General features: G+C 40.6%; 23 protein-coding genes and 1 riboswitch. Of the genes, 8 read left to right on the plus strand and 15 right to left on the minus strand.

All coding sequences use genetic code 11. From position 1 onward, the window contains the following. Nucleotides 1-36: 36 nt before the first annotated feature. From HFD99_RS17050 to metH, 3 genes are all read right to left on the minus strand, one after another. Nucleotides 37-777: an HAD-IIA family hydrolase gene (locus HFD99_RS17050; protein ID WP_045244487.1), complete on the minus strand. Its 741-nt coding sequence runs from the start codon at nucleotides 775-777 to the stop codon at nucleotides 37-39. A 570-nt stretch (nucleotides 778-1,347) separates the two neighbouring features. Further along, nucleotides 1,348-2,280: a ribonuclease Z gene (gene rnz / locus HFD99_RS17055; protein WP_123797282.1), complete on the minus strand. Its 933-nt coding sequence runs from the start codon at nucleotides 2,278-2,280 to the stop codon at nucleotides 1,348-1,350. A gap of 79 nt (nucleotides 2,281-2,359) precedes the next feature. Continuing rightward, nucleotides 2,360-5,800, minus strand: a complete 3,441-nt coding sequence (gene metH / locus HFD99_RS17060; protein ID WP_123797283.1) for a methionine synthase — start codon at nucleotides 5,798-5,800, stop codon at nucleotides 2,360-2,362. A 281-nt stretch (nucleotides 5,801-6,081) separates the two neighbouring features. On the opposite strand from metH, the gene HFD99_RS17065 reads away from it, so the two are divergent. Further along, nucleotides 6,082-6,624, plus strand: a complete 543-nt coding sequence (locus tag HFD99_RS17065) for a 1,2-dihydroxy-3-keto-5-methylthiopentene dioxygenase (protein WP_123797284.1) — start codon at nucleotides 6,082-6,084, stop codon at nucleotides 6,622-6,624. 97 nt (nucleotides 6,625-6,721) lie between these two features. Here the strand turns inward: HFD99_RS17065 and HFD99_RS17070 are convergent, their stop codons facing one another. The 4 genes from HFD99_RS17070 to HFD99_RS17085 all read right to left on the minus strand — a co-directional run bounded on the left by HFD99_RS17070 (nucleotide 6,722) and on the right by HFD99_RS17085 (nucleotide 8,983). Then, complete coding sequence (locus HFD99_RS17070; protein WP_185094020.1) at nucleotides 6,722-7,516, minus strand: HAD family hydrolase; 795 nt, start codon at nucleotides 7,514-7,516, stop codon at nucleotides 6,722-6,724. A 156-nt stretch (nucleotides 7,517-7,672) separates the two neighbouring features. After that, entirely contained in the window at nucleotides 7,673-8,182 is a 510-nt protein-coding gene (locus HFD99_RS17075; protein ID WP_013371492.1) for a hypothetical protein, read from the minus strand. A 117-nt stretch (nucleotides 8,183-8,299) separates the two neighbouring features. Continuing rightward, nucleotides 8,300-8,506, minus strand: coding sequence for a DUF896 domain-containing protein (locus HFD99_RS17080; protein ID WP_016821948.1), 207 nt, complete (start codon nucleotides 8,504-8,506; stop codon nucleotides 8,300-8,302). A 108-nt stretch (nucleotides 8,507-8,614) separates the two neighbouring features. Beyond that, nucleotides 8,615-8,983: a LysM peptidoglycan-binding domain-containing protein gene (locus tag HFD99_RS17085; RefSeq protein WP_025365044.1), complete on the minus strand. Its 369-nt coding sequence runs from the start codon at nucleotides 8,981-8,983 to the stop codon at nucleotides 8,615-8,617. 189 nt (nucleotides 8,984-9,172) lie between these two features. Here HFD99_RS17085 and lexA point away from each other — a divergent pair, with 189 nt between their 5' ends. The 3 genes from lexA to HFD99_RS17100 all read left to right on the plus strand — a co-directional run bounded on the left by lexA (nucleotide 9,173) and on the right by HFD99_RS17100 (nucleotide 10,566). Beyond that, complete coding sequence (lexA, locus tag HFD99_RS17090; RefSeq protein ID WP_013310545.1) at nucleotides 9,173-9,799, plus strand: transcriptional repressor LexA; 627 nt, start codon at nucleotides 9,173-9,175, stop codon at nucleotides 9,797-9,799. Nucleotides 9,800-10,219: 420 nt separating this feature from the next. Further along, nucleotides 10,220-10,384 carry a hypothetical protein gene (locus tag HFD99_RS17095; protein WP_016821950.1) on the plus strand — a complete coding sequence of 55 codons (165 nt, stop codon included), beginning with the start codon at nucleotides 10,220-10,222 and terminating at the stop codon, nucleotides 10,382-10,384. A gap of 41 nt (nucleotides 10,385-10,425) precedes the next feature. After that, nucleotides 10,426-10,566: a hypothetical protein gene (locus tag HFD99_RS17100; protein WP_162835279.1), complete on the plus strand. Its 141-nt coding sequence runs from the start codon at nucleotides 10,426-10,428 to the stop codon at nucleotides 10,564-10,566. 186 nt (nucleotides 10,567-10,752) lie between these two features. On the opposite strand, the gene HFD99_RS17105 is transcribed toward HFD99_RS17100, so the two are convergent. The 3 genes from HFD99_RS17105 to HFD99_RS17115 form a co-directional block, all read right to left on the minus strand. Next, a complete protein-coding gene (locus tag HFD99_RS17105) occupies nucleotides 10,753-11,253 on the minus strand; it encodes a DUF2798 domain-containing protein (RefSeq protein WP_016821952.1) in 501 nt (166 codons plus the stop codon). 455 nt (nucleotides 11,254-11,708) lie between these two features. Beyond that, on the minus strand, nucleotides 11,709-12,191 hold the full coding sequence (locus HFD99_RS17110) for a hypothetical protein (protein ID WP_238797234.1): 483 nt from the start codon (nucleotides 12,189-12,191) through the stop codon (nucleotides 11,709-11,711). A 214-nt stretch (nucleotides 12,192-12,405) separates the two neighbouring features. After that, nucleotides 12,406-12,879: a MarR family winged helix-turn-helix transcriptional regulator gene (locus HFD99_RS17115; protein ID WP_016821954.1), complete on the minus strand. Its 474-nt coding sequence runs from the start codon at nucleotides 12,877-12,879 to the stop codon at nucleotides 12,406-12,408. Between the two features lie 155 nt (nucleotides 12,880-13,034). Here HFD99_RS17115 and HFD99_RS17120 point away from each other — a divergent pair, with 155 nt between their 5' ends. Next, nucleotides 13,035-13,913 carry an SDR family NAD(P)-dependent oxidoreductase gene (locus tag HFD99_RS17120; protein ID WP_017427697.1) on the plus strand — a complete coding sequence of 293 codons (879 nt, stop codon included), beginning with the start codon at nucleotides 13,035-13,037 and terminating at the stop codon, nucleotides 13,911-13,913. 721 nt (nucleotides 13,914-14,634) lie between these two features. Here HFD99_RS17120 and HFD99_RS17125 read toward each other — a convergent pair. The 3 genes from HFD99_RS17125 to HFD99_RS17135 form a co-directional block, all read right to left on the minus strand. After that, nucleotides 14,635-16,047 (minus strand): helix-turn-helix transcriptional regulator, encoded by a 1,413-nt coding sequence (locus tag HFD99_RS17125; RefSeq protein WP_025365047.1) that lies wholly within the window; start codon nucleotides 16,045-16,047, stop codon nucleotides 14,635-14,637. Between the two features lie 317 nt (nucleotides 16,048-16,364). After that, complete coding sequence (locus tag HFD99_RS25750) at nucleotides 16,365-16,466, minus strand: hypothetical protein (protein ID WP_016821957.1); 102 nt, start codon at nucleotides 16,464-16,466, stop codon at nucleotides 16,365-16,367. A 192-nt stretch (nucleotides 16,467-16,658) separates the two neighbouring features. Next, nucleotides 16,659-17,540 carry a glycosyltransferase family 2 protein gene (locus HFD99_RS17135; RefSeq protein ID WP_025365048.1) on the minus strand — a complete coding sequence of 294 codons (882 nt, stop codon included), beginning with the start codon at nucleotides 17,538-17,540 and terminating at the stop codon, nucleotides 16,659-16,661. A gap of 412 nt (nucleotides 17,541-17,952) precedes the next feature. Between HFD99_RS17135 and HFD99_RS17140 the strand changes: the two genes are divergently transcribed. Next, nucleotides 17,953-19,422, plus strand: a complete 1,470-nt coding sequence (locus HFD99_RS17140) for an FAD-binding protein (protein WP_225164762.1) — start codon at nucleotides 17,953-17,955, stop codon at nucleotides 19,420-19,422. A gap of 195 nt (nucleotides 19,423-19,617) precedes the next feature. Here HFD99_RS17140 and HFD99_RS17145 read toward each other — a convergent pair whose 3' ends face one another. Both HFD99_RS17145 and HFD99_RS25550 read right to left on the minus strand, forming a co-directional pair. Beyond that, the gene (locus HFD99_RS17145; protein WP_016821960.1) at nucleotides 19,618-19,725 is read right to left on the minus strand and encodes a hypothetical protein; all 108 of its coding nucleotides are present in this window, start codon (nucleotides 19,723-19,725) and stop codon (nucleotides 19,618-19,620) included. 613 nt (nucleotides 19,726-20,338) lie between these two features. Continuing rightward, nucleotides 20,339-20,434 (minus strand): hypothetical protein, encoded by a 96-nt coding sequence (locus HFD99_RS25550; RefSeq protein WP_016821962.1) that lies wholly within the window; start codon nucleotides 20,432-20,434, stop codon nucleotides 20,339-20,341. 222 nt (nucleotides 20,435-20,656) lie between these two features. After that, nucleotides 20,657-20,757: riboswitch (guanidine-I (ykkC/yxkD leader) on the plus strand. Between the two features lie 88 nt (nucleotides 20,758-20,845). Here HFD99_RS25550 and HFD99_RS17150 point away from each other — a divergent pair. Beyond that, nucleotides 20,846-21,184 (plus strand): DMT family transporter, encoded by a 339-nt coding sequence (locus HFD99_RS17150; RefSeq protein ID WP_016821963.1) that lies wholly within the window; start codon nucleotides 20,846-20,848, stop codon nucleotides 21,182-21,184. Further along, nucleotides 21,181-21,495, plus strand: a complete 315-nt coding sequence (locus HFD99_RS17155) for a DMT family transporter (protein WP_016821964.1) — start codon at nucleotides 21,181-21,183, stop codon at nucleotides 21,493-21,495. Before HFD99_RS17150 ends, HFD99_RS17155 begins: the two co-directional genes overlap by 4 nt. Nucleotides 21,496-22,036 lie beyond the last annotated feature (541 nt).

Here is a 22,036-nt window from a genome sequence, read left to right on the forward strand (position 1 = left end):
GCTTTGAATTCTCATATATTTCTAAGTCATATCCTTTTATGATTTCAGCTCTTTTTGCATCCATTCCTGCAGTTCGTCTAAACTTTCAAACATCAGGTCAGGTTTTACTCCAACGGCACGAATATGTTCATCCATATTAGCGCGAGTCGTCACACCCGTCAGAATCAGAGCTGTTTTACAACCTGCTGCTGCACCTGCCGCAATATCTGTAAGCATATTATCGCCCACAACCAGAGCTTCATCCGCTCTAATGCTCAAGCGATTTAGTGCATAATTCATTAGCACGCTTGAAGGCTTGCCGATGACGACCGGTTTGACCTGTGAAGCAGCTTCAATGGCAGCTCCAATGGTACCTGCACCTGGTGTAAGCCCGTCATGCGAAGGCAATTGTAGATCCGGATTTGTCAAAATAAATGTAGCTCCCTCACGAATCCAACGCATGGCAGCTGCCAGCGTTTCATATGTAAATTGACGATCTATCCCCTGTACCACATAATCAGGATGATTCTGAACAAGCTGCAAGCCAGCCCCTGTGAGTGCCTCGCGTAATCCCGTTTCACCAATACAATATACATGAGCTCCAGGGCTTTGCTGTGCAACATATTGTGCAGCTGCTAACGCTGAAGTATATACTTCATGACTAGCTGCTTCAATTCCCATACCAATCAAATGCTCGGCCACCGATTCGGGTGTGCGTGAAGCATTGTTGGTGACATATGCATAAGGTATATGCTCTGAACGCAATCGCGAAATGAACAGATCCGCACCCTTGATCATCCGATTTCCATGATAAAGTGTTCCATCCAGATCAATAAGTAACGATTTTATCGCAATCCCCTCCCCCGCTTCATTTCATACATCATAACATTGAAAATAATAATTCACCCCATGAATGGTATTCTCCTTTTTATTTAACCACCTGAATGACTTAGGGCATTAAATAATCGGTCATTTCCATTCCTCTCATCTATCTTAAGTCAAAAATGCTTATGAAGTCCATGTATTGCTGGTAAACCATCCAAAATAGCGTCATCCCTCGCTAAAAGCCGTCGCTTCCACATAGCATAAGATCATTTCTTCGTCGAATCTCATCGAAGATGCTACGTCTTCAAAGGAAATTCCCTGTATTTCCTGGGCGTACTCAAGCAACTAAATCCTTTAAATTCGATATATAGAAGCTCCAATATGACATGCCTCCATATGTGGTAGAACAATTTCGTTCATCCCATACTAATGCCCGTCTCACCTCTTGTCGCATCCTGCGCTTTCCCGGAAAATAATTTCTAGGAAAAAGAAAAGCACCGGAGCAAGCCCCGGCACCTATGCACATATCTTCTCTCCAATCATTTATTGACCGATATCAGGTACCGGTAACAACACATGCTGCTCCGCAAGCAATGAATTGGGGAATAGGCTTCGCGCTTCCTCCAGCAAAGGCTGAAGCTGCTCTTGATCTTTATACCTAGAACTAAAATGCGTCATAATTAACTGCCCTGCGCCTGCGGCTTTGGCAGCTTCCGCTGCCTGAAGCGCCGTACTATGATGATACTCGTACGCCGTATCCGCCAGATCATGCAGAAATGTGGCTTCATGAACGACGACAGTTGCATCTCGTGCCAGCACTACTGTATTCGGACAAGGTCTCGTGTCACCTAAAATAGTGACGATCCGCCCTTTTTTAGGTGAACCCAATACATCCTGAGGATGCAGAATAACTCCACCCTCTACATCCACACTTTCTCCACGCTTTAATTTACCGTACACTGGGCCAGGCTTGATCCCGTATCGCTCCAACAGTTCTTGGTTAAGCTTACCGGGCTTATCCATCTCTACAATTCGGTAGCCATAACTGTCGATCCGATGATCCAACAAAGCTGATTCCACCCGAAATTGACCGTCATCGAACAGAACCCCGCCCGTATGCTCCACAATATGTAGCGGGTAATTGATACGAGATTGGCTGATCCCTAAAGATAGCTCAATATATTGCTGAAGACCAGGCGGTCCATATACCGTCAGAGGTGCCGTACCTCCCTGATATGCCCTGCTCGACAAAAGACCCGGCAGACCAAAAAGATGATCCCCATGCAAATGAGTGATAAATATTTTTTCAAGTCTGCTCAGCTTGAGCGGCGAACGCAACACTTCCTGTTGAGTGCCTTCACCGCAGTCAAACAACCACATGCTTCTTCGTTCCTCCAGTAAACGAAGAGCAATGGACGTTACATTTCGCTGAATTGTAGGTACCCCTGCATTTGTACCGAGAAAATATAATTCCATGACATTTACCTTCTTCCTGCTGACCAGCAAAAAACCTCCGAAGCTCGGAGGGTTTTTGCTATCCCATCTGATAAAGGTGTTAAACCTTTTCGACGTTAAAATACTGCGCCTGAGGGTGGCTGAACACCATGGCTGATACTGAAGCCTCCGGTTCCATCATAAACCCTTCCGTTAGCTCAACGCCAATGTCCTCAGGTTTTAACAATTGGAACAACGGTCCCTGATCCTCCAGATCCGGACATGCCGGATAGCCAAAGGATACCCGTATACCTTGATATCTGGCGCCGTGCCGCTGTTTCATCGTCATATCGGCAGGGTCCGGGAAACCCCAGCTATCCCTGATAATATGGTGAAGCCGTTCTGCTAACCCTTCTGCCACTTCGAGCGCTACCGCTTGAAGTGCATGTGAGCGCAGATAATCTCCGTTGTCTTTCCATTGGGTAGATAGCTTCTGAATGCCATGACCAGCGGTAACAACCATAAAACCTACATAGTCCATAACCCCTGATTCCACTGATTTCAAAAAATCAGCCAGACATAGATAAGGCTCTACCTGCTGACGTGGAAACGTAAATGTGTGCAGTACCTTGCTTACATCCGATGGATCATAGATTAGAATTTGGTTTCCTTGGGACTGAGCTGGGAAGAACCGATACATAGCACTCGCCTGAATAATTCCGTCTGTAACAGCTTCAAACATGATGCTGTCTACGGTTTCCTTCAACTGAATCGCTTTCGGATCCCCCGAAGCTAGCAGTTGCTCAACATTGCCTTTTAAGCCAAGATGATGCCCCATTAGCATCTGCATATTCACATAAGGCAGAATATAATTCAGTGGGTAGTTACGCAGTACATGGCGATCCGTATCCGGCGGGATATAGACGGGCAAATCCTGAGCAATGTTAGAACGTACAGCCCGAGTTAGCTTAGGGAGCGGCTTGACCTCCACGACCGTTGCCGCTTCCGCCTCCTGCTCAGCCTTCATGTCCTCGGCCATTTTTTTACGGGACTCAGGGTCCATAAGCTTATTGGCAATATCCAGTCCATCCATAGCATCTTTCGCATAGGCTACCAGCCCATCATACTCAGGACGAATACGATTTTTAGTAAACTTACGCGTTAAGGCAGCTCCACCAACCATTATTGGAATATCAATGTTCGCATTTTTCAAATCCTGCGCGGTTAGCACCATTTGTTGTGCCGATTTAACAAGCAAACCGGACAGGCCGATCATGTCAGCCTTTTCTTCACGATAAGCCTCAATGATGCGTTCTGGTGGTACTTTTATACCCAGATTTACAATATGGTAACCATTGTTGGATAGAATAATCTCCACCAAATTCTTACCTATATCATGCACATCACCTTTAACCGTAGCCAACAAAATTTTACCTTTTACTGAGGACTCATTCTTCTCCATGAACGGCTCTAAATAAGCCACGGATGCTTTCATTACTTCAGCGCTTTGTAGAACCTCCGCAACAATCAGTTCGTTGTTGTTAAACAAACGTCCTACTTCTTCCATCCCTTTCATTAGCGGTCCGTTAATAATCTCCAGAGAAGAATATTTAGCGAGCGCTTGCTCCAGATCCGGGATCAGTCCCTCCTTACTTCCCTCCACTACATAGGAAGCCAGCCGTTCTTCGAGCGAAAGGTTTGATATCTTCTCTTTTTTCTCCACTTTCTTGTTACGGAAAGCTGCTACAAATGCAGATAACGTATCGTCATTTGTTTTATAGATCAGGTCTTCCGCCAATTTCCGTTCATGCTCGGGGATCGATGCATAGCGTTCAAGCTTCTCCGTATTTACAATTGCATAATCCAGTCCCGCTTTGGTGCATTCGTACAAATAGACAGAATTGAGCACTTCACGACCCGCTTCCGGTAAGCCAAAGGATACGTTACTAATGCCCAATATAGTATGAACCCCAGGAAGCGCTTCTTTAATGATACGTATGCCCTCAATCGTTTCCTTAGCCGAACCGATATATTGCTCATCCCCTGTTCCTACTGGGAATACGAGCGTATCAAAAATGATATCCTCCGCTGCCAGACCGTAACGGTTCACCAACAGATCATAAGAACGCTTAGCTACCTCGAGCTTATCCTCACGCGCAATTGCCTGTCCACGTTCATCAATCGTTCCGACAACAACAGCAGCGCCGTATTTATGAATAATAGGAGCCATTTTCTCAAATTTCTCTTCACCATCCTCCAAATTAATGGAGTTAATAATTGCCTTACCTTGCGAATATTGAAGTGCTTTATCAATAACTTTAATATCCGTGGTATCAATCACCAATGGTACTTTCACCTTGTTTACAACCAGTTTCAAGAACGCTTCCATATCTATCATTTCATCACGGTCCGGATCTTGCACACAAATATCAATGACATGTGCTCCGCTTTTTACCTGAGCGCGCGCAATTTCAGACGCCTCTTCATATTTGCCTTCCACGATCAAACGCTTGAATTTCCGGGAACCCAGAACGTTTGTTCGCTCACCAACCATATACGGACGATTATCCTGTTCAATATATACTGGCTCAATGCCTGATACGGCAGGAGGATGATGACCTACGAGCTGACGAGGCTCAAACTGCGCCATACTTTCACTCATTACTCTTATATGCTCTGGAGTAGTACCGCAACAGCCTCCCGCAATATTCAACCAGCCTTTTTCAGCGAAAGCAGCCATTTTACGAGCTAATGAATCCGGCGATTCATGGTATTGACCATTTTCATCGGGCAAGCCCGCATTTGGATAACAGCTAATAGCTGCAGAGGACATTTCAGACAAAGAACGAATATGATCACGCATAAACTCTGGACCTGTAGCACAATTCAGTCCAATCGAGATTGGATGTAAATGTTCGAGTGATATGCAGAAGGATTCGATGTTTTGTCCGGCCAACGTTGTTCCCATCGGCTCAATCGTGCCAGAAATCATTAATGGAAGCTCAATCCCTGTCTGCTCAAAAGCCTGACGAATTCCAATGCTACCTGCCTTAACGTTAAGCGTATCCTGTGAGGTCTCCAACAGAAGAACATCTACCCCACCTTCAATAAGCGCCAAAGCCTGCTCCTGATAGCTTTCAATCAGCTCTACAAATGTAACACCGCCTGTGACAGACAAGGTTTTTGTAGTTGGACCCATAGCTCCTACAACAAAACGAGGCTTGTCCGCAGTGCTGTACTTATCCACCGCGTTACGCGCCAGTTTGGCCGCCACCAGATTAATTTCACGGGCACGTTCTGGTATATCGTAATCCGCCAAAACGACGGATGTCGCTCCAAATGTATTCGTTTCAATCAGGTCTGCTCCGGCCTCCAAGTATGCTTCATGAATCCCTTGAATGACATCCGGTCTTGTTAAGACCAACATCTCGTTGCAGCCTTCTAACTCTTCCCCACCAAAATCAGCGGCAGAAAGGTCTTCCTGCTGAATCATAGTGCCCATAGCCCCATCAAGAAGGAGTATTCTTCGTTGTAACGCATCCTGCAAGCTAACTTTATCCAAAATTTCTTCACCCCCGCAAAACGTTAAATCCTAGTTTAGCAGAAACCGTATCATTTAGATAGATTGAAGTAAAAACATACGTTTTATGCAGGCTATTCTTCTTTACAAACGACTTAGCTGATCTATTTTTGTAGTATGCATCGTTATAGACGAACGTCTTTAAACTGTATCGTATTACTATAGTCGTTCCCACATAAATGCTTCAGCCTGTATTGTACAACTGGTTAAGACATGGTATTCTTTATACAACATTAATCCAAGTGGAAAAGAGGGATTTGTGCATGGCAGAAATTTTTATACGCAATACGAATGAGCGAATTAGCGGTGAAGAGCGAGTACGTGAATTTTTGGAGAGCTACCAGGTATTGTATGAACACTGGGATGCTTCCAAGCTGCCAGGGGAGCTGCAAGAAAACTTTACTTTGACAGATGATCAAAAAGCCGCTGTTCTTAAAACATTTGAACCTGAAATCAAAGATTTAGCCGCACGTCGCGGATATAAAATCTGGGACGTCATCACTTTATCTGAAGCAACGCCGAATTTGGAGGATCTGCTGGCCAAGTTCGAGCAAATTCACACCCATACCGAGGATGAAATCCGCGCCATTGTTGCTGGTAAAGGGATTTTTATCATTAAAGGCTCTGAAGAGATCGGCTATTTTAATGTAGAGCTTTCACCAGGCGACGTTATTTCTGTTCCTGAAAATACACCGCACTTCTTCACTTTAATGGAAAATCAAAAGATCGTCGCAGTCCGCTTGTTCATTGAAGAAAATGGATGGATTGCTGAACCGTTCGAAGATCCAACATTCACTACAGCATAATTACGATGTATTGTGTCAATAAGAAAACTCCCTCTGCTCTGTAGCATATCGAGCGAAGGGAGTTTTCTTTATACTTGTTTAGAAGACTGTAGATTATTTACTTTAAAGATTGAATAATTCCATGCAACTCAGACAAATGCTTGATTTGGAACTTCGGCTTGATCTCTGTAGTATTGGTTTTATCGTTCCGATTCAACCACACCGAATGTACACCAGCTGACAAAGCCCCTTGAATATCAGTCGTCAGCTTATCTCCTACCATTAAAGCTTGTCCAGGTTCAATTCCTAGAAGTCCCAAAGCATGCTGGAATATAGAAGGATCAGGCTTGCCCCGACCAAAAGAACCTGAAATGACAACATGATCAAAAAAAGGAGCCAATTCAGGAACTCCATCCAGCTTCTCCTGTTGTAGATCAGGGGAACCATTTGTCAGCAATAGCAGCTTGTATTGTCCCTTCAATTGATCCAGAATTTCAAACGTTTCTTCATATACATGTGGACGTGCACGTCTTTCTGAAGCAAATTGGGCAGCTAACTTTTCCGCCAACTCCTCATTATCTATCCCCAGTTGCTGAAGCCCTCTGCGCCATGATTCCTTACGATAAACAGGAGCCAACTGTTCCAATTGACGGAATTCAGGTTGCTCACCTGCTGTAAAATTCGCCCACAGTCCTTCAAACGGATTAATGCCAATCATTTGAGTAAAACTAAAGGTTTCATAGGATTCATACAAAGCGCGCGCTTCCTTGCGTACGGCTTCTTCCAGCGTTTTCGGATCAGCGCCTGTTTCTCGGGAGCCTGTTTGACATGCTGCATCAAATGCCTCTTCTACACTACGTTCATCCCACAGAAGGGTATCATCAAGATCAAACATTATCGCCTGAATCGTCATACGAATTATCCACTCTCTTTCCACTGTATATGTAAGCTTGTCTGTTTGGTCACGAATCAGATCATTATGTGTGCCCATATTAAGCAAGTGGCCGCACCATGTTATATGAAAAATAACATCATACGGCCTTACTTACAGAGCTACAGGCTAAATCGGTTATTTCTTATCTACCTGTATCTGATTGGATAGTGCAAATTTTTCAAGGCGCTCTGCGATGGCATCTGTATCATAGCGTCCCAGTGATTTTGTGAAAATAAAATTACCGCCCTTCCCTTTTCTTTCAACGGTAACGTAACCCTTTTCAATTTTGATGGCTTTCATGTCCCCTGCCGTCATCGGCCGTTCTCTGCCACCTTTTAACATATAAAGGGTATCTTTTCCCACTTTTAAATAAGGACGGCGAATGAAGAAGATAACAGCCAGCATCAAGTACAAGCCAAATACCAGCCAATCCATTCCCCGCATGCCGGTCTTAGTCAAAAAGTAACTCATAAGCATGTACAATACAGCAAGACCAGCCAGCATGATTGGCACAGTAATATTACGGCCACGGAAAATGTCCATTGCTGAACCTGCGCCGTTAATGGTTTGAATGCCTTGTTTCTTGCGCGTTTTATTTAAATGCGCTGTGTTTTTACGTACTTTTCTTTCAAATGATCGGGCCATCTCTCAATTCCCTTCCCAATAAATATTACATTAAAACAATTGCCTTAAAGCTGATCTATATAGATACCAAGAAAGATACCTAATAACAAAAGGCAAATGATGCAGGCTTTAGCAACATTAATGCTTCAGCCCGCCATTTCCCTTCGACGTATCATCGTCCACAAATTCAATGGTTTCAAGTTGCTGCCGAAAATTACGGCGAATGTTGCCTAAATAAATTTCCCGAAGGTTGGCGCGCTCCGTGGTTTCCTCTTCCGTCAATCCTTCGGCTTTTGCTTTGCGCGCTAATTCATTAATGCGCTGTACCAAACTGTCTATATCCAAATTGTGTCCCCTCCATAAAAGCAAAGATATAATACACTTTGACATGTAGAAAAGAGCTTGTCAAGGCTCCCTCATTGCGCTCCTTGACAAGCTCTTTAGTCTTATAGATCAGAAGGGTGGGAGCTTAAGTACCTGACCTGCCTGAACTCCCCGATCCTCCAAACCATTAATACGTACAATTCCTTCAATATATACCCGTGTATCCATTCGTTCCGGTTTATGATTCACGGCAATCTTCCATAACGTATCTCCAGGTTGTACAGTCAGCTTAATCACTTCTTCATTGGAAACTGGAGGTGCTGCGAAAACCGTAAGTACACCTGCCCCTGCAACCCAAACGATAATTACTAGAATAAGAAGCTTAAGTAAAAGAGTATTGGTAAGAGCCTGTAACAAACGTACCTTACCCTCTTTTCGGGTCTCCTGTAAATTCTCTAAATTCATCGGAAAAATACTTTGATAAGTGCTATATTTCATAATTGGCCGCGTCCTCCAAACGTTTGTTCTTATGTTTTTCACAATATAACACGAACGTTTGTTTTGTTCAATAGAAAAGAGAACAAAAGTTCGTGAATATTTTTAGGGATTATTTAGAACTTATGTTTGTACGAACGGAGGTTCTATGCTATAATTTTCCCAAACGTTACTAAATGGGGTTGATACGGTATGTCTAAGATTTCGAGCCGCCAGCAGGCCATTCTTGAATTTATCCGCAATGAAGTGCGTCTAAAGGGATACCCCCCTTCTGTGCGCGAAATAGGCGAGGCAGTCGGATTGGCCTCCAGTTCTACGGTTCATGGTCATTTGGATCGTTTGGAGAAAAAAGGACTCATTCGCCGCGATCCTACGAAACCACGGGCTATTGAATTACTCGGTCAAGACGAATCGGATAACAGCAACTTGATTAATTACTCCATTAGTCGTGTTCCCGTCGTCGGCAAAGTAACCGCTGGTCTTCCTATTACGGCGACAGAAAATATTGAAGATTACTTTCCTCTTCCCCAACACTTTGTTGGTGAGGATAAAATATTCATGTTATCTGTTGTAGGCGAAAGCATGATTGAAGCTGGTATTGCTAACGGAGACTATGTAATCGTGCGTCAGCAGCAGACCGCTGATAACGGAGACATTGTAGTAGCTATGACAGATGAAGACGAGGCTACAGTTAAAACCTTTTACAAAGAAAAAGATCATATCCGGCTTCAACCTGAAAATCCAGCCTTTGAGCCACTTCGACTGACACACGTCAGCATATTGGGCAAGGTTGTTGGACTCTTCCGGGACTTCCACTGATTTATCGTGCTTTCTTCCCCGTTATACTACCACGAATATAAAACCGGCCGCCTAGGCGAGCCGGTTTTATATTTTTGTTATATTTACTATGTATGTGTCTCCAACTATTCTTTCCTTTTCAGCAACCTATATTGTCTCTACTATTATATCCGCCCCATATCCGAGATAGTTCCACTCTGATCTTAAACTGTTTACTTTTATTAGCTAAACAAATGGAAATTTGACACATATGAACCTACGGTGGCCTTCCTCTATAACGTAAAGTTGGGAAGGCGAACGCAGGCTAGCATGAGCTTTTTTTGTTAAACATTTAGGAACATAGGTACTAGCTTCTTTTTGTCTTTAGTAGATTTATGCTGATACATTACTAGCACAATTGACATATGTATATAGCAGACCTAAAGCAAAGGAGTTATGCAGATGATCAGAAATAGAGTTAAAACGTATAAGCATCGCATCGGGAAAAACAGATATCTGGTCGTTAAAGTCTTTCAAGCCGCAGCTGCTAAAACAGGAAGCGGAAATGCACTCGCAACTAACGCATTAAATATCAAAATTTCCAAGCGTAAGCATAAACATCATTAAGATTTAACCGTACCTTCATTTCTTTGAAGGGAGGTGATATTATGAGCAGAAGACACAGCAACCGTGAATTGAGAAGAAGAAGATTAAACATCCGTTCCAACCAAAGAGCCAATGCGCGTGCAAGAGGTAACGCACTGGCTGTTAATCTGTTTAGCGTGAATGATGGACAACGCAGACGTTAATAATTATTTTCAAGCAAAAAGCAGGAAGAATTCTTCCTGCTTTTTTTGTGTTAAATAATACACCAAACTACCAATCCCGCCAGTTATAGCTTCCTCAAACTTGTATCCGATTTTCATAACTTAAGCATTTCTAGCTGTAAAACCATTCATTAGCTTAACATTGCTGCAATGGATTTGCTCTATTATTTAATTTAATACTTTTTTATAAGGTCCCACTTGCCCGCTTTTCTTTATAAATTTTATAAACAAGGCTCGAACAACAGGACCCATAACCAATAATTGTAATGGATAGGCCACAACAAAGTTCTTTATAAAAATTTCTAAATAGGCTTCAAATAATGAATGATCGCCAATACCCTGACTTAGAATTGAAGTTAATAAACCGTAGAAAGACATAGAACAGGCCATTCCGAACACCATACATGTTGAAATCGTGATAATTAAAAATATTTTTTTGGATTTATCAAAAGGTAGACTTAAAGCAACTTTTTTTGCTACAGGACCCACGATATATAAATCTAAAATGAGCGCTATAATAAATCCAATTAGAAATTCAACAGCAATGGTAATCAAGCTAATTTTTCCAATCAATCCGTTAATCAAAAGATTATAGAAGGTCATAATAACGACCATTCCAAAACACATAATAACCCCAAAGTAAAAGCTTTCCTTTTTAGTTGTTGGCATTTAATTCAACCTTTCATTTTTGGATGTGATTATTTTAGCTGCAACCAAATTTTCATGTAAGTGAACTTTTTATGAACATATCGTAACAAACAAAGACAAGTAAGGAATATTCTTCACAACTAATGAACTATGTACAAAATCATTACACATTTATAACATTAAATACAAATAATAAAAAATATCTCTATTACTTTGTATGGCTCCAATGGAGATTATGCTACCGCTACACTCGATGGAAGTTTTGAAGGCCCTACCCGTTGGCTTAGTGATGGCGTTTTTCCAGATTTCGAAACACTTTTCCCTTCTTAAGAACACTACTTTCAACAATTTTCTAAAAAACTCTGTCAATAGTTGATGAAGTCTTATTTTATATTGAAAAATCCCCACTACCTTAGCTGGTTGGCGGGGATTTCGCTTATTTATAGTATTTACTTATACTACACATTAGGAATTTTCTAATATTTGATTATAGCTGATCCTGCTTTAACCCACTCTTTGGATTCTAGTTGAATCCATCCATATACAGGTGAGTCAGAGTTGACTTTTTGTTTTATCAGTGAAAGGTTTTCATAGTTGCTGGAACTGTAAAGCGACCCTGTCTTTGGCGCAACTTTTACTGTCAGAATATTTTTTATATTGGGTTCTTCATCAGTACTAGTCCAGACTAATCGATTGTAATAATTAGTGTTAAACGGGTTTTCTAAACCACTTATCGAAAATTTCACTCTCTTCCCGACAATAGATACATCTGTATATGCTGTGTCATCTTTAAAAATTACTAATTGAGATGAAACTAATTCCTGATTTAAAGAGTTTGTATAGGTGTCATGGGTGACGCTTGCTACATCTGCCGAGGCTGATAGCGGGGACAAAACTGAAAATAAGAGAGCAATTGTGGAGAAACATAAAGTAGTTTTCCTTCCTAATTTCATACTCATTATTTTCATCCTTTCCTTCCTATTTATCATCATCCATAAACATACTGCTTATTGATTGTCAAAGTAAGGGGAGCTTTGTCTGACATAAAAAATACACATTCGGGTAGATTTCATTATCCACTTCTACTCTATATCCAAGCTGCTTATGAAAAAATAAAAGCCGATATCTTAAAGTGACGATATTGTTTGCAAGTGTTTACATGCGGGTCACTTCTTAAGGTTGTGTTCCGTGGCGATGGAGTCCATTAAATTGCCTAAGCATTTGGTTAAAATTATGAAGCTCAGCATCTTCCCAGTCCGAAATTCGTTCATAGAAAACGGACTCTTTCTCCTTAAGCGCATCAATTAATTTTTGCTGTCCATGCTCAGTAAGAGATAATACAATTCCTCGTCCATCACTTCGGGAGGCCTCTCTGTTCAAATACCCCAAAGACTCAAGCTGTTTGACAAGACGACTCACTGAACTTCGATCCATCGCAGTTGATTCCGCTAAAGTGGCGGCATTTGTTGGGCCATAAGAATACAGCCAACGAACAATATGGAAGGCGGCAGGTTGTAAGGAGGAGTCAAATTTCGCAGCAGCTCTGACATTCAGGGCGTGTGAAGCGCTGATAAGTGCGTTAAGCTGCTCGCCCAACTCAATCTCCAATTTCTCCCTTGGTTCATTTTTAACTTCATTATATTTCATCTTCAATCACCTTTCTCTCGTTAAAAAAACCACAAGTCGAATTTGATTGACATATATCAACCAAATTATTATAGTGGACATATGTCAACCAAATGTACTAACTCACCGAATTGGCTACTCCAATAAAATTGTAACACATGAAGGAGAAATGACGAATGTCTAAAAATACTACCGTTGTCATAACAGGTGCCACCAGTGGTCTTGGACAACTAGTCGCAGTTGAATTGGGAAAACGCGGCTGCTTTGACCTTGTTTTGACTGCCAGGAGTAGAGAACGTGCTGAAGCTACAAGAAAACAGATTGAGCTGGTTAGCCCATCAGCGAAGGTTGACTTTTTTTATGGAGATTTATCGGTACTGAAGGATGTTAAACGAATCGGGGATGAGATAGCCGCCGCATACTCTAATATTGATGTGCTGTTAAACAATGCGGGTATCCATGCTTTTGAGCAACGCGTCACTCCCGAGGGGTTTCCTGAAATGGTTGCCATAAATTATTTATCGCCGTGGCTGTTAACATATACACTAAAACCGTGCCTGCAGAACGTAGGCAAGGCCAGAGTTGTCAATGTTGCCTCCGAAGCTTCACGCCGCCATGGAGTTTTGAAGCTCCCCGAGGATTTAACGGATACAACTGCCTTTACCGCTCGTGGCTCATCGCCCATCTATGGAAAGACCAAATTATTGAATATTATGTTCACTGCTGAACTGGCAAGACGATGGTCGGATACGGGAATCAGCGTAAATGCACTAAATCCAGGATTCAATGTTACCGGATTGGGACGAGAACTTTGGTTTGCCCCTCTATTAGAACGATTGTTGAAAATCCTTCATCTTGGAGATCCGCGAAGAGGAGCAGATATCATCACCCGATTAATTGTAGATCCGGAATATCATAAAAAAACAGGTGGATACTTTAACGTCGGAACTGGGAAATCTATTCAACCAGTCTCACCTGGAGGAGATCCCAAGATGCAGCAAAAACTGTGGAAGGTCACAGAGGATTTGCTGGAACAGAAGGGATTCCTTCCATAAGAAATGATTGATGAAGGGATAAGACGGCAATGAATGAAGCAATAATCATCAATAATGCCAACCCCGCACTACATACAAGCATATCTTCAATCATTTGCTAAATCAATGAACGGAATGAGTCACCAAAAAGCAGCAGCGAACCCATTCAGCTTTGTGATTTCGTTCTTTATAACGTTGATAGCCCACGCGTTATCAGTCACACTGATAAGTTCGTAAATTGGTACACATGAAAATAAGCCTCAGCTTAATCTGAGGCTCAGTGTTCCATACAGTACCTATTTACACTCCATGCGGCGTAACACGATCTTTTGGGTCACGGCCCCAGCTTCACTATGATTACGGTTTGCCTTGTGTCACTCTTGTCGCTTCATACAATATATTAATTTCTCTATAGTAATCTATTTTTTGTAGTCTATTCTCCCGTTTGCTTCTGCAGTTTCATCACCAGTAATAATATCCCCTCTCAGAATATTGGAATGATTACATAATAAATCTACTATTCTAAGTGTGTCGAAGTAACTTTGTGCCATCAAAATATTTATATGTATGCTTCAAAACTGATCACTTCAGCGACTCATTCGGCGCATAGTGTAACAATTCCTTTAACTAAAAAACTCTGCTAACCATAAGGCTAGCAGAGTTTTGTGCTTAAGCACCTCCAATTTGTACAAGGATCTGAATATGTTGCGTCAGGACGGGACCAGTTATAAAAAATAAAAAGCTACTCGCAACGATTAACAGTGCCATTTTTTTCAACATTGTCTAACCACACCTTTTCTAATAGTTTAAAATACTCTTCTCTGGTCTCTGGAGACGCATATGCTTGGAAATGTGCAAAGAGACCTGTACAGTTTATGAAATATGTTTCATTGTTTAGTATATGTGCTTTTACCATTGCACATAATAATTGTTTAAAACCATCACTGTACTTCTTCCTATTTAAATTATAATAGGCCATTTCATAACAAAACAATGCAATATAGTCAGGTACCACTTGTTGGGTGTACATATCAGTAGATGTCGGGAGTTGAGTAGAGGCATCAATGTCTATTTTAAATTTTGTAAGTACACCATCTATATCCAAATTGTATCGGTTAGCTACTATAATAATGTTCAACAACTTTGAGAGCTTCTCACTTTCATTGGCGGTTGTTCCTATATATTCAACAAAGTCTAGAAGCACACTAGTGTTTCCGGACATAAGTTTATTAACATAAGTATTACCTTCTGCCCAATGCTGAAACAAGCTAATCCAGTATTGGGTATCTTCGTCAGTCTCTTTGACCCAATCCAAACCTGTGTAGGCGTATGTATATTGTAAAGCTTGTTGATAGTCGCCTCGGGCTTCACAGACACTTGCACACAATAAATCGGCATAGGTAATGTACACAAACATGGGGCGAGTTAGCTTCTTAGTAGACTCAGTGCGTTCTCGGCTGCTCTGGTGATGTTTCAAAGTGTATTGGATTTCCGCTTTAGCTCTCATTTTTCTCGCTATTTCATCAACCTTATCCCATTTACGCAAAGACCTATACACATTAGCTAAGTCCTTCAATGCATCAAGTTGTTCTATTTCGTCTAGGCGCTCGACATAAGGCTCAAAAAGTATGGCTGCCCTAAGATTGCGGCTTTGATCGTCATCAATCTGAATCGTGAAAATCCGATATTGACAGATGGCCAAACGTTCAGAATGTTGATATTTCTCCACTTCTGCTACACTCTCATAGAGCAATAGTGCAGCATCATGTCGTTCCTGCGCTAATAATTCTTCTGCAATGTCAAATAGTTTGGGTGAGTAGAGTAGATTGTCCATGATAGCTCCCACCACTCGACGGATCGCATCCAGCTTGTCCAACTCTGCACAGCGATACAAAAATGGTTCGATTCTCCTCATATTGGGGGGAATGTCGATGATATAGTTTTCTACATATAAGTCGTAAAAATAGCCTTCTGGTAAACCCATAGCCTCTGTAATTCTATCAATTTGGTTAACAGACATAGAACTATTGCCTGTTACAATGCCACTAACTATTCCCCTATTAATGCCTGCAATATGCCCGAATTGCGTCAGGTTCAGACCCTCTTGTTTTAGGTATCTATCTAGTTCCGCCCGAATCGTAGGTGTATGCTTCATGCCATATCCACCCTTCACATAAAAATTCCAAAATTTTTATATTGTTGTAGTCTATTTTTCTCTAAAATTGACCATATGTCAATATATTATGCGAATAATGTAAGATTTCAATGTATAATCCATGTTGATCATTGACAGCAGAACCCAATAAGCGCAACAACCTATTATGGCATGGTCCCCTAAGTACGCTGTAAAAACTTAGTTAACCAAAAGGAAGAGATTACTATGGCTACTGCCAAATAACCTATGCACCATTGGGTTCAACTTTTACCATCTAAAAAAAGTGAAGTATGTTGCCTAACAGTTTTTTCATAAAATTAAATCCAAAATGCTTTAGTAATTATAACCAAGAGGATAAAAAGCACCAAAATTGCCGCTGTAGAAGTCCACATATTGTAGCCGCCTTCACATGCACCCATGGTTTTAACCTCCTTCGATTGTTGTACTTCTAATATATGTATAGCTGCGTTTTGTGACAGGGCATACAGACAAACAAAACAAAGGCTCAACCAGCTAAACCGGCAGAGCCTAATCACCTTTTTGCAAAAACTTCAAAAGCTTGTGCTATTAGAGTATCTTCTTTCCAACCGGATCACTTGCTTATCTCTCTGTTAATAAGGAATATGGGATATGCACCGTGAAAACGCCATGTTTAATAGTTCCTGGTTATAAACTAAATACTTACTGTTTTGTTCCAGCACCCAGTTGGCAAAACCTAAAGCTCTGGTGTAACTATCATAATCGTAGGGATTAATTTTAAACTCAAGAATATCCAGCATAATCTGGTTCTCTTCATCTGATAATTCCAAGCCTAACTTACTAAACTGTCTTTGACGAATTCTCCGAGCAGTAGCATCTTGTATAGCTCTATGCTGATTGGACACTTGTCCATTATGTTGACGATAATACAATACGTTTATGGGGATGTTCGCCATTTGTACTTGGAAAGCTAGTCGGTTCCACAACTCGTAATCTTCGGCATGAGGATAATTACTATCATATTGAACGCCAAGCCGACGGATCATGCTATTGCGCATGATTATAGCAGGATGGCAGATACAACAATGAAATAACAGCCATGTTTTTATTTCGTCATGACTGGCCGGATTTACCTTTATTGATCCCCCACTAGATGAAGTAAAAGCAGCACCGCATACATCAATCAATGGATTTTGATCCATAAATGCGATTTGTACAGCTAGTCGATCTGGCGTAGAAATATCATCGCTATCCATACGAACGATATATTCACCATTGGCCTTTTTTAATCCTTCGTTTAAAGAAGCGATCAACCCTCGATTGGTATTATGGAAGATTTTTATCACTCTAGGGTCTGATATTTGTGAAATAAGAAAGGTAGATCCATCTGTCGAACCATCATCAATAACAATTAATTCAAAATCCGTATAAGTTTGAGCTAAAATACTGTGTATTGCCTCCAAGACAAAAGCTGCATTATTGTAAACTGGCAGTATGACCGAAGCTCGTGGCACAATATTCCCTCCATTTCATATTTTTCAAATGGAATCAGTATTAAAATCACAAAGCAGCTTCCCTATTTTTTTGATAATGGTTCCCTCTATATTCTCATGTTCTAAGATATGTTCTGAAATATATTTCGAAGCGGCTTCCCGGTAATATAATATGCCCTTTTGAAAATTTAGAAGCTTCCAGTCCTAGAAGCTAGTGCCATCAAAGATTGATTGGTTTGAATATCCCTGCTTCAAAGTCGGACTAATTACTTCTTAGACGAAGTTGACAATATAAGTAATAAATTTGTACAATTAGGAAAAATATTTCACTTAGATTCCATTCTTCATCGGTAACAAACATATATATCTAAGTGGAAAACGGACTGTGAGATTCAGCCTAAGATAATATCTGCATCTTAAAAAGGGAGATAGAATGATGGAACGAAATGTAACATCCGTAGAACACTACACTCCAATTCTGATTGTTGGTACGGGTATATCGGGGCTTGCTGTTGCTTATTATTTATCAAAAAACAATATCAAGTACACGATTACAACAAAAAAGAATGCGCCCAAACAGAGCAACTCCTTTCTTGCAGCCGCAAATACACGTGTTCCATCAGAGAATGATATTAATAATATTATTAATCTTACGATTGATAAATGTGGAGCAGATCGATCGGTTATTGAAACGCTATATAGAAACTCCAACATAGTTATAAATTTTTTCGAGGAATTAGGAATCTCTTATGAGAAAACATCCTTTGGTATCATGCCTGAATGTTTGATTAAATCACAGGGAGGAAAGAAATTAATTAATTGTTTGTTACAACATATTGAACAACCGCTGTGTAATAAAATTTTGATTCATTTGGAAAAGTATAATGATGGAATTATCGCATTATTTTATGACATCCAATTAGATCAATTTATCAGGATATATACTAATTATTTGGTATTAGCTACGGGAGGATATGCGGGGCAATTTAACTACAATGATAATTCACCGGGTTCGACTGGAGAAACGCTTATCTTAGCTAAAAAAATGGGTGCAAGATTAAAGGGAATGTCTACAGTAATGTCTCATCCTTGGTCAATATACAATGGAAGACAAATTTTATTGGGCGGAGTTGTATCTTTAAGTCAAGGGAAAATAGTAGATGAGGAAGGAATTCAACTATTAAAAGATGAGTATATTTGTGATGCCATTGCTCGAGATGATTACCATGAAATGATTGACGAGATTTTACATTTTGAACTCGATTGCATCAAGCAAAAAAAGGATATGTACTTGGATATGAGCCATGCTGATGAAAATATATTGAATGAAAGATTTAAAAAATATGGATTTAGCACTAATGTGGTTAAAAATAAAAGAATCAAAATTACACCAACAATGCACTATTCTTCAGGAGGAATCGAAATCAATGCTAATGCTGAAGTTATAAACTTGAATCGTGTTTTTGCTACTGGAGAAGCTCAATTTAATGGTGTTCTTGGTATGGGAAGAATCCCTGGGCAAGCATTTGCAGCGGGTATCGTTTTCGGTAAATTAATTGCTGACAAAATAGCTAATGAAGGTGTCTTCAATACTCAATATCCGATTACATTTAAAGATCCACCTGAAACTATGCAGCTGTACTCAAAAGAAAATAATGACTTTCCAATTGAAGAGTTTCAGAAAAAGTTGTCCACTCTAATGGTGGATCTGATCGCTCCCGATTCATCTGTGGTTTCTCGATCACTCCATAAAAGAGAAATACAAGAAAGTCAAAACATAATATTAAGTAGAGCAAGAGGATCAGGAAAACGATATGAGGATATTTTAACATTATTTTTTGGATATTTTGTTGCGTTAGAAATTATAGAAGATCTTGAAGAAAAGGCATTCGGTATAGGCTAATAAACCCTTCAATGAGACATTCTCCCTTCCGACAAAACCCAATAAGCGCAAAACTATTATGGCAGAAATTCAGCGAGCACCCACCAAAAGAACAGCGAATGCTGTGGCTATTACCAAATAGTTTATGCGCTTATTGGGATCAACCTTTTACAATCCATGAGTGAAGTGAAATTACCCAGCAGTTCTTTTCACAAATTAAACCCAAAGTGATTTAGTAATGATAACTAAGAGAATAAAGAGCACTAGAATTGCCGCTGTAGAAGTCCATACACCGCCGCCGCCATTACCTTCATATGCACCCATGCCTTTTAACCTCCTTTATCTGTCGTCACTTTAATATATGTAAAAATACATTCTGTGGTAGGGCATACTGGTAAATAAAAAACACCACACTAGCAGGACCAGCTAGGAGCTAGGGAAGGAAAGCATTGCTAGTTTACAGAAACATTTTTCCCCCTATTTCGAATATATCCACTCTTATTCGCGTTTTCATTAATATTGGACGCAACCTCTCCGTTAGAGCAGGCACCATTGAGAATAGGTGCTTTATCCGGCTCGGTCGCTGCCTACTGTAGTTCCAATCCCCATAACGATCGTACCAATTATAATCTTGTAGACCACTTTAATTTTAAGGCTTAGCATTCTTTGACTAAATTTCCACATACCCAACATCATTTAACCCCTCATTTTAAAATATTAGATTGCACTATACTTCGGTAATTGTAACTAGAATATAAAGTGGATCATAGCGCATCTGAGTTGTTAAAGCTAGTCGAGAAGATGTTCAAATAAAACAAGCTCTACTGACCTTAATCGGTCGGCAGAGCTTGTTATCTAATCTGATTTCGGGCAGATTACTAAAGAAATAAGGGCATTGAACTTGAATGATGGGGTCTATATAATTTTCTTCACAATATTAAACCCAGCACGATTTAAGGATGATAACCAAAAGGATATAGAGCACCAAAATTGCCGCTGTAGAAGTCCACACACCACCTGCACATCCACTCATAGCTTAGCCCTCCTTTAATTGTTTTCACCTTAATATATGTATAGCTACGACTCTGTGACCGGGCATTCAGTTAAACAGAAAATATACCCAACCAGGCGAATCCAGTGAAAATGAAGTTGTAGACTAGGCATCGGCGTCAAAGTAACTGGCAAGTTAGTGGGTGAATTGTAAATTGACTCACGTTACATCGCGTGTTAGTATGGTTTTAGCCAATAACTGAATAAAAACGTTTTCTAGGGTTCCGCAATCACAAGATTGGTCTGGTCCGAGAGAAAACGCACAGCCATATGGCTGTGACACGGAGGGATAAAAGCCTGGGAGATAAACGCATTGTGCGGTTTATTTCCCAGGCTTTTATCTTTTTTCTTTTATGGCCCAATTTTTGATAAAAAGTTTAAGGAGGAGTGTGTTATGAACAAAACGTGGATTTCAGTCATTGTGGCGGCTATATTCGAGGTTGCTTGGGTTAGTGGGTTAAAGCATGCGGATAGTTTTTGGGAATGGAGTGGTACAGTAGTCGCTATTTACATCAGCTTTTATTTGATGATCAAGGCGGCTCGTTCATTAGCGGTTGGAACTGTATACGCTGTATTTGTCGGACTAGGAACGGCAGGAACTGTAGTAGCTGAAATCCTATTGTTTGGCGCAGACATAAGTGTTTCGAAAGTAGCTTTGATCGGGCTGCTGCTTATTGGAGTGATTGGTCTGAAAATGCTTAGTAAGAAGAAAGAGGAGGTAAGTGGACTATGAATTGGGTGTATTTGATCTTAGCAGGGATTTTTGAAATGATCGGGGTTTTGCTTATAAACAAGTTCAATCAAACTCGCAGTTGGAAATCGCTGACTCTTTTGATTACTGGTTTTGGTCTAAGTTTTATATTTTTATCGTTGGCAATGCAAACACTCCCGATGGGAACAGCTTACGCTGTATGGACTGGAATTGGCGCTTCTGGAGGTGCTATCCTCGGCATGATCTTTTATAACGAGCCACGCGGATTAATGCGTATTTTGTGTATAGGGTTGGTCCTTAGCTCTGCTGTAGGGCTGAAACTAGCCAGTTAAAAATATATATTGGTGTAGCTCTAAAGGTCGTTTCCTGAGCAAACTAACGATGAATGTTAACTTTAAAAAAGCTGCGGCAGTCTGGGACTTTATTTCCTTGTCCATGGCTGCCGTTGAAATAAAATTCTACCATATTTGCTTATGCTCCCCTCTACTTTTCCATTAATTTATTGAATATCTCTCTATCTTTGGAAGTAAATTCGGAAATCCATTGCTTTTGCTCATACGTGTTGGTACTTGAATCCAATTTAATGAAGCTATTTTCACCAACCACATATACAATATTTTTTCTATTTTATAAGACCGAACGTTATCAACAGTATTTTCCAGTGGGTCCCATAATCCATTACCTTCGAGTCTTATTGACATGACATGTATGTAGCCTCCTGATGTGTTATGCGCAAGTTATATTTTGAGTACAAAAAATAAACTCTGGATCATTGGAGGTTTAATTCCGTATAATGCCTATTTTCAGACGAGGAAATGTAATGATCTTTTGGTCACCATCCCAGCCTCCCATGATTACAATATAGAGCGTATC

Source organism: Paenibacillus sp. EKM301P (assembly GCF_011800295.1).
In the GTDB taxonomy this organism is placed as follows: Bacteria; Bacillota; Bacilli; order Paenibacillales; family Paenibacillaceae; genus Paenibacillus; species Paenibacillus polymyxa.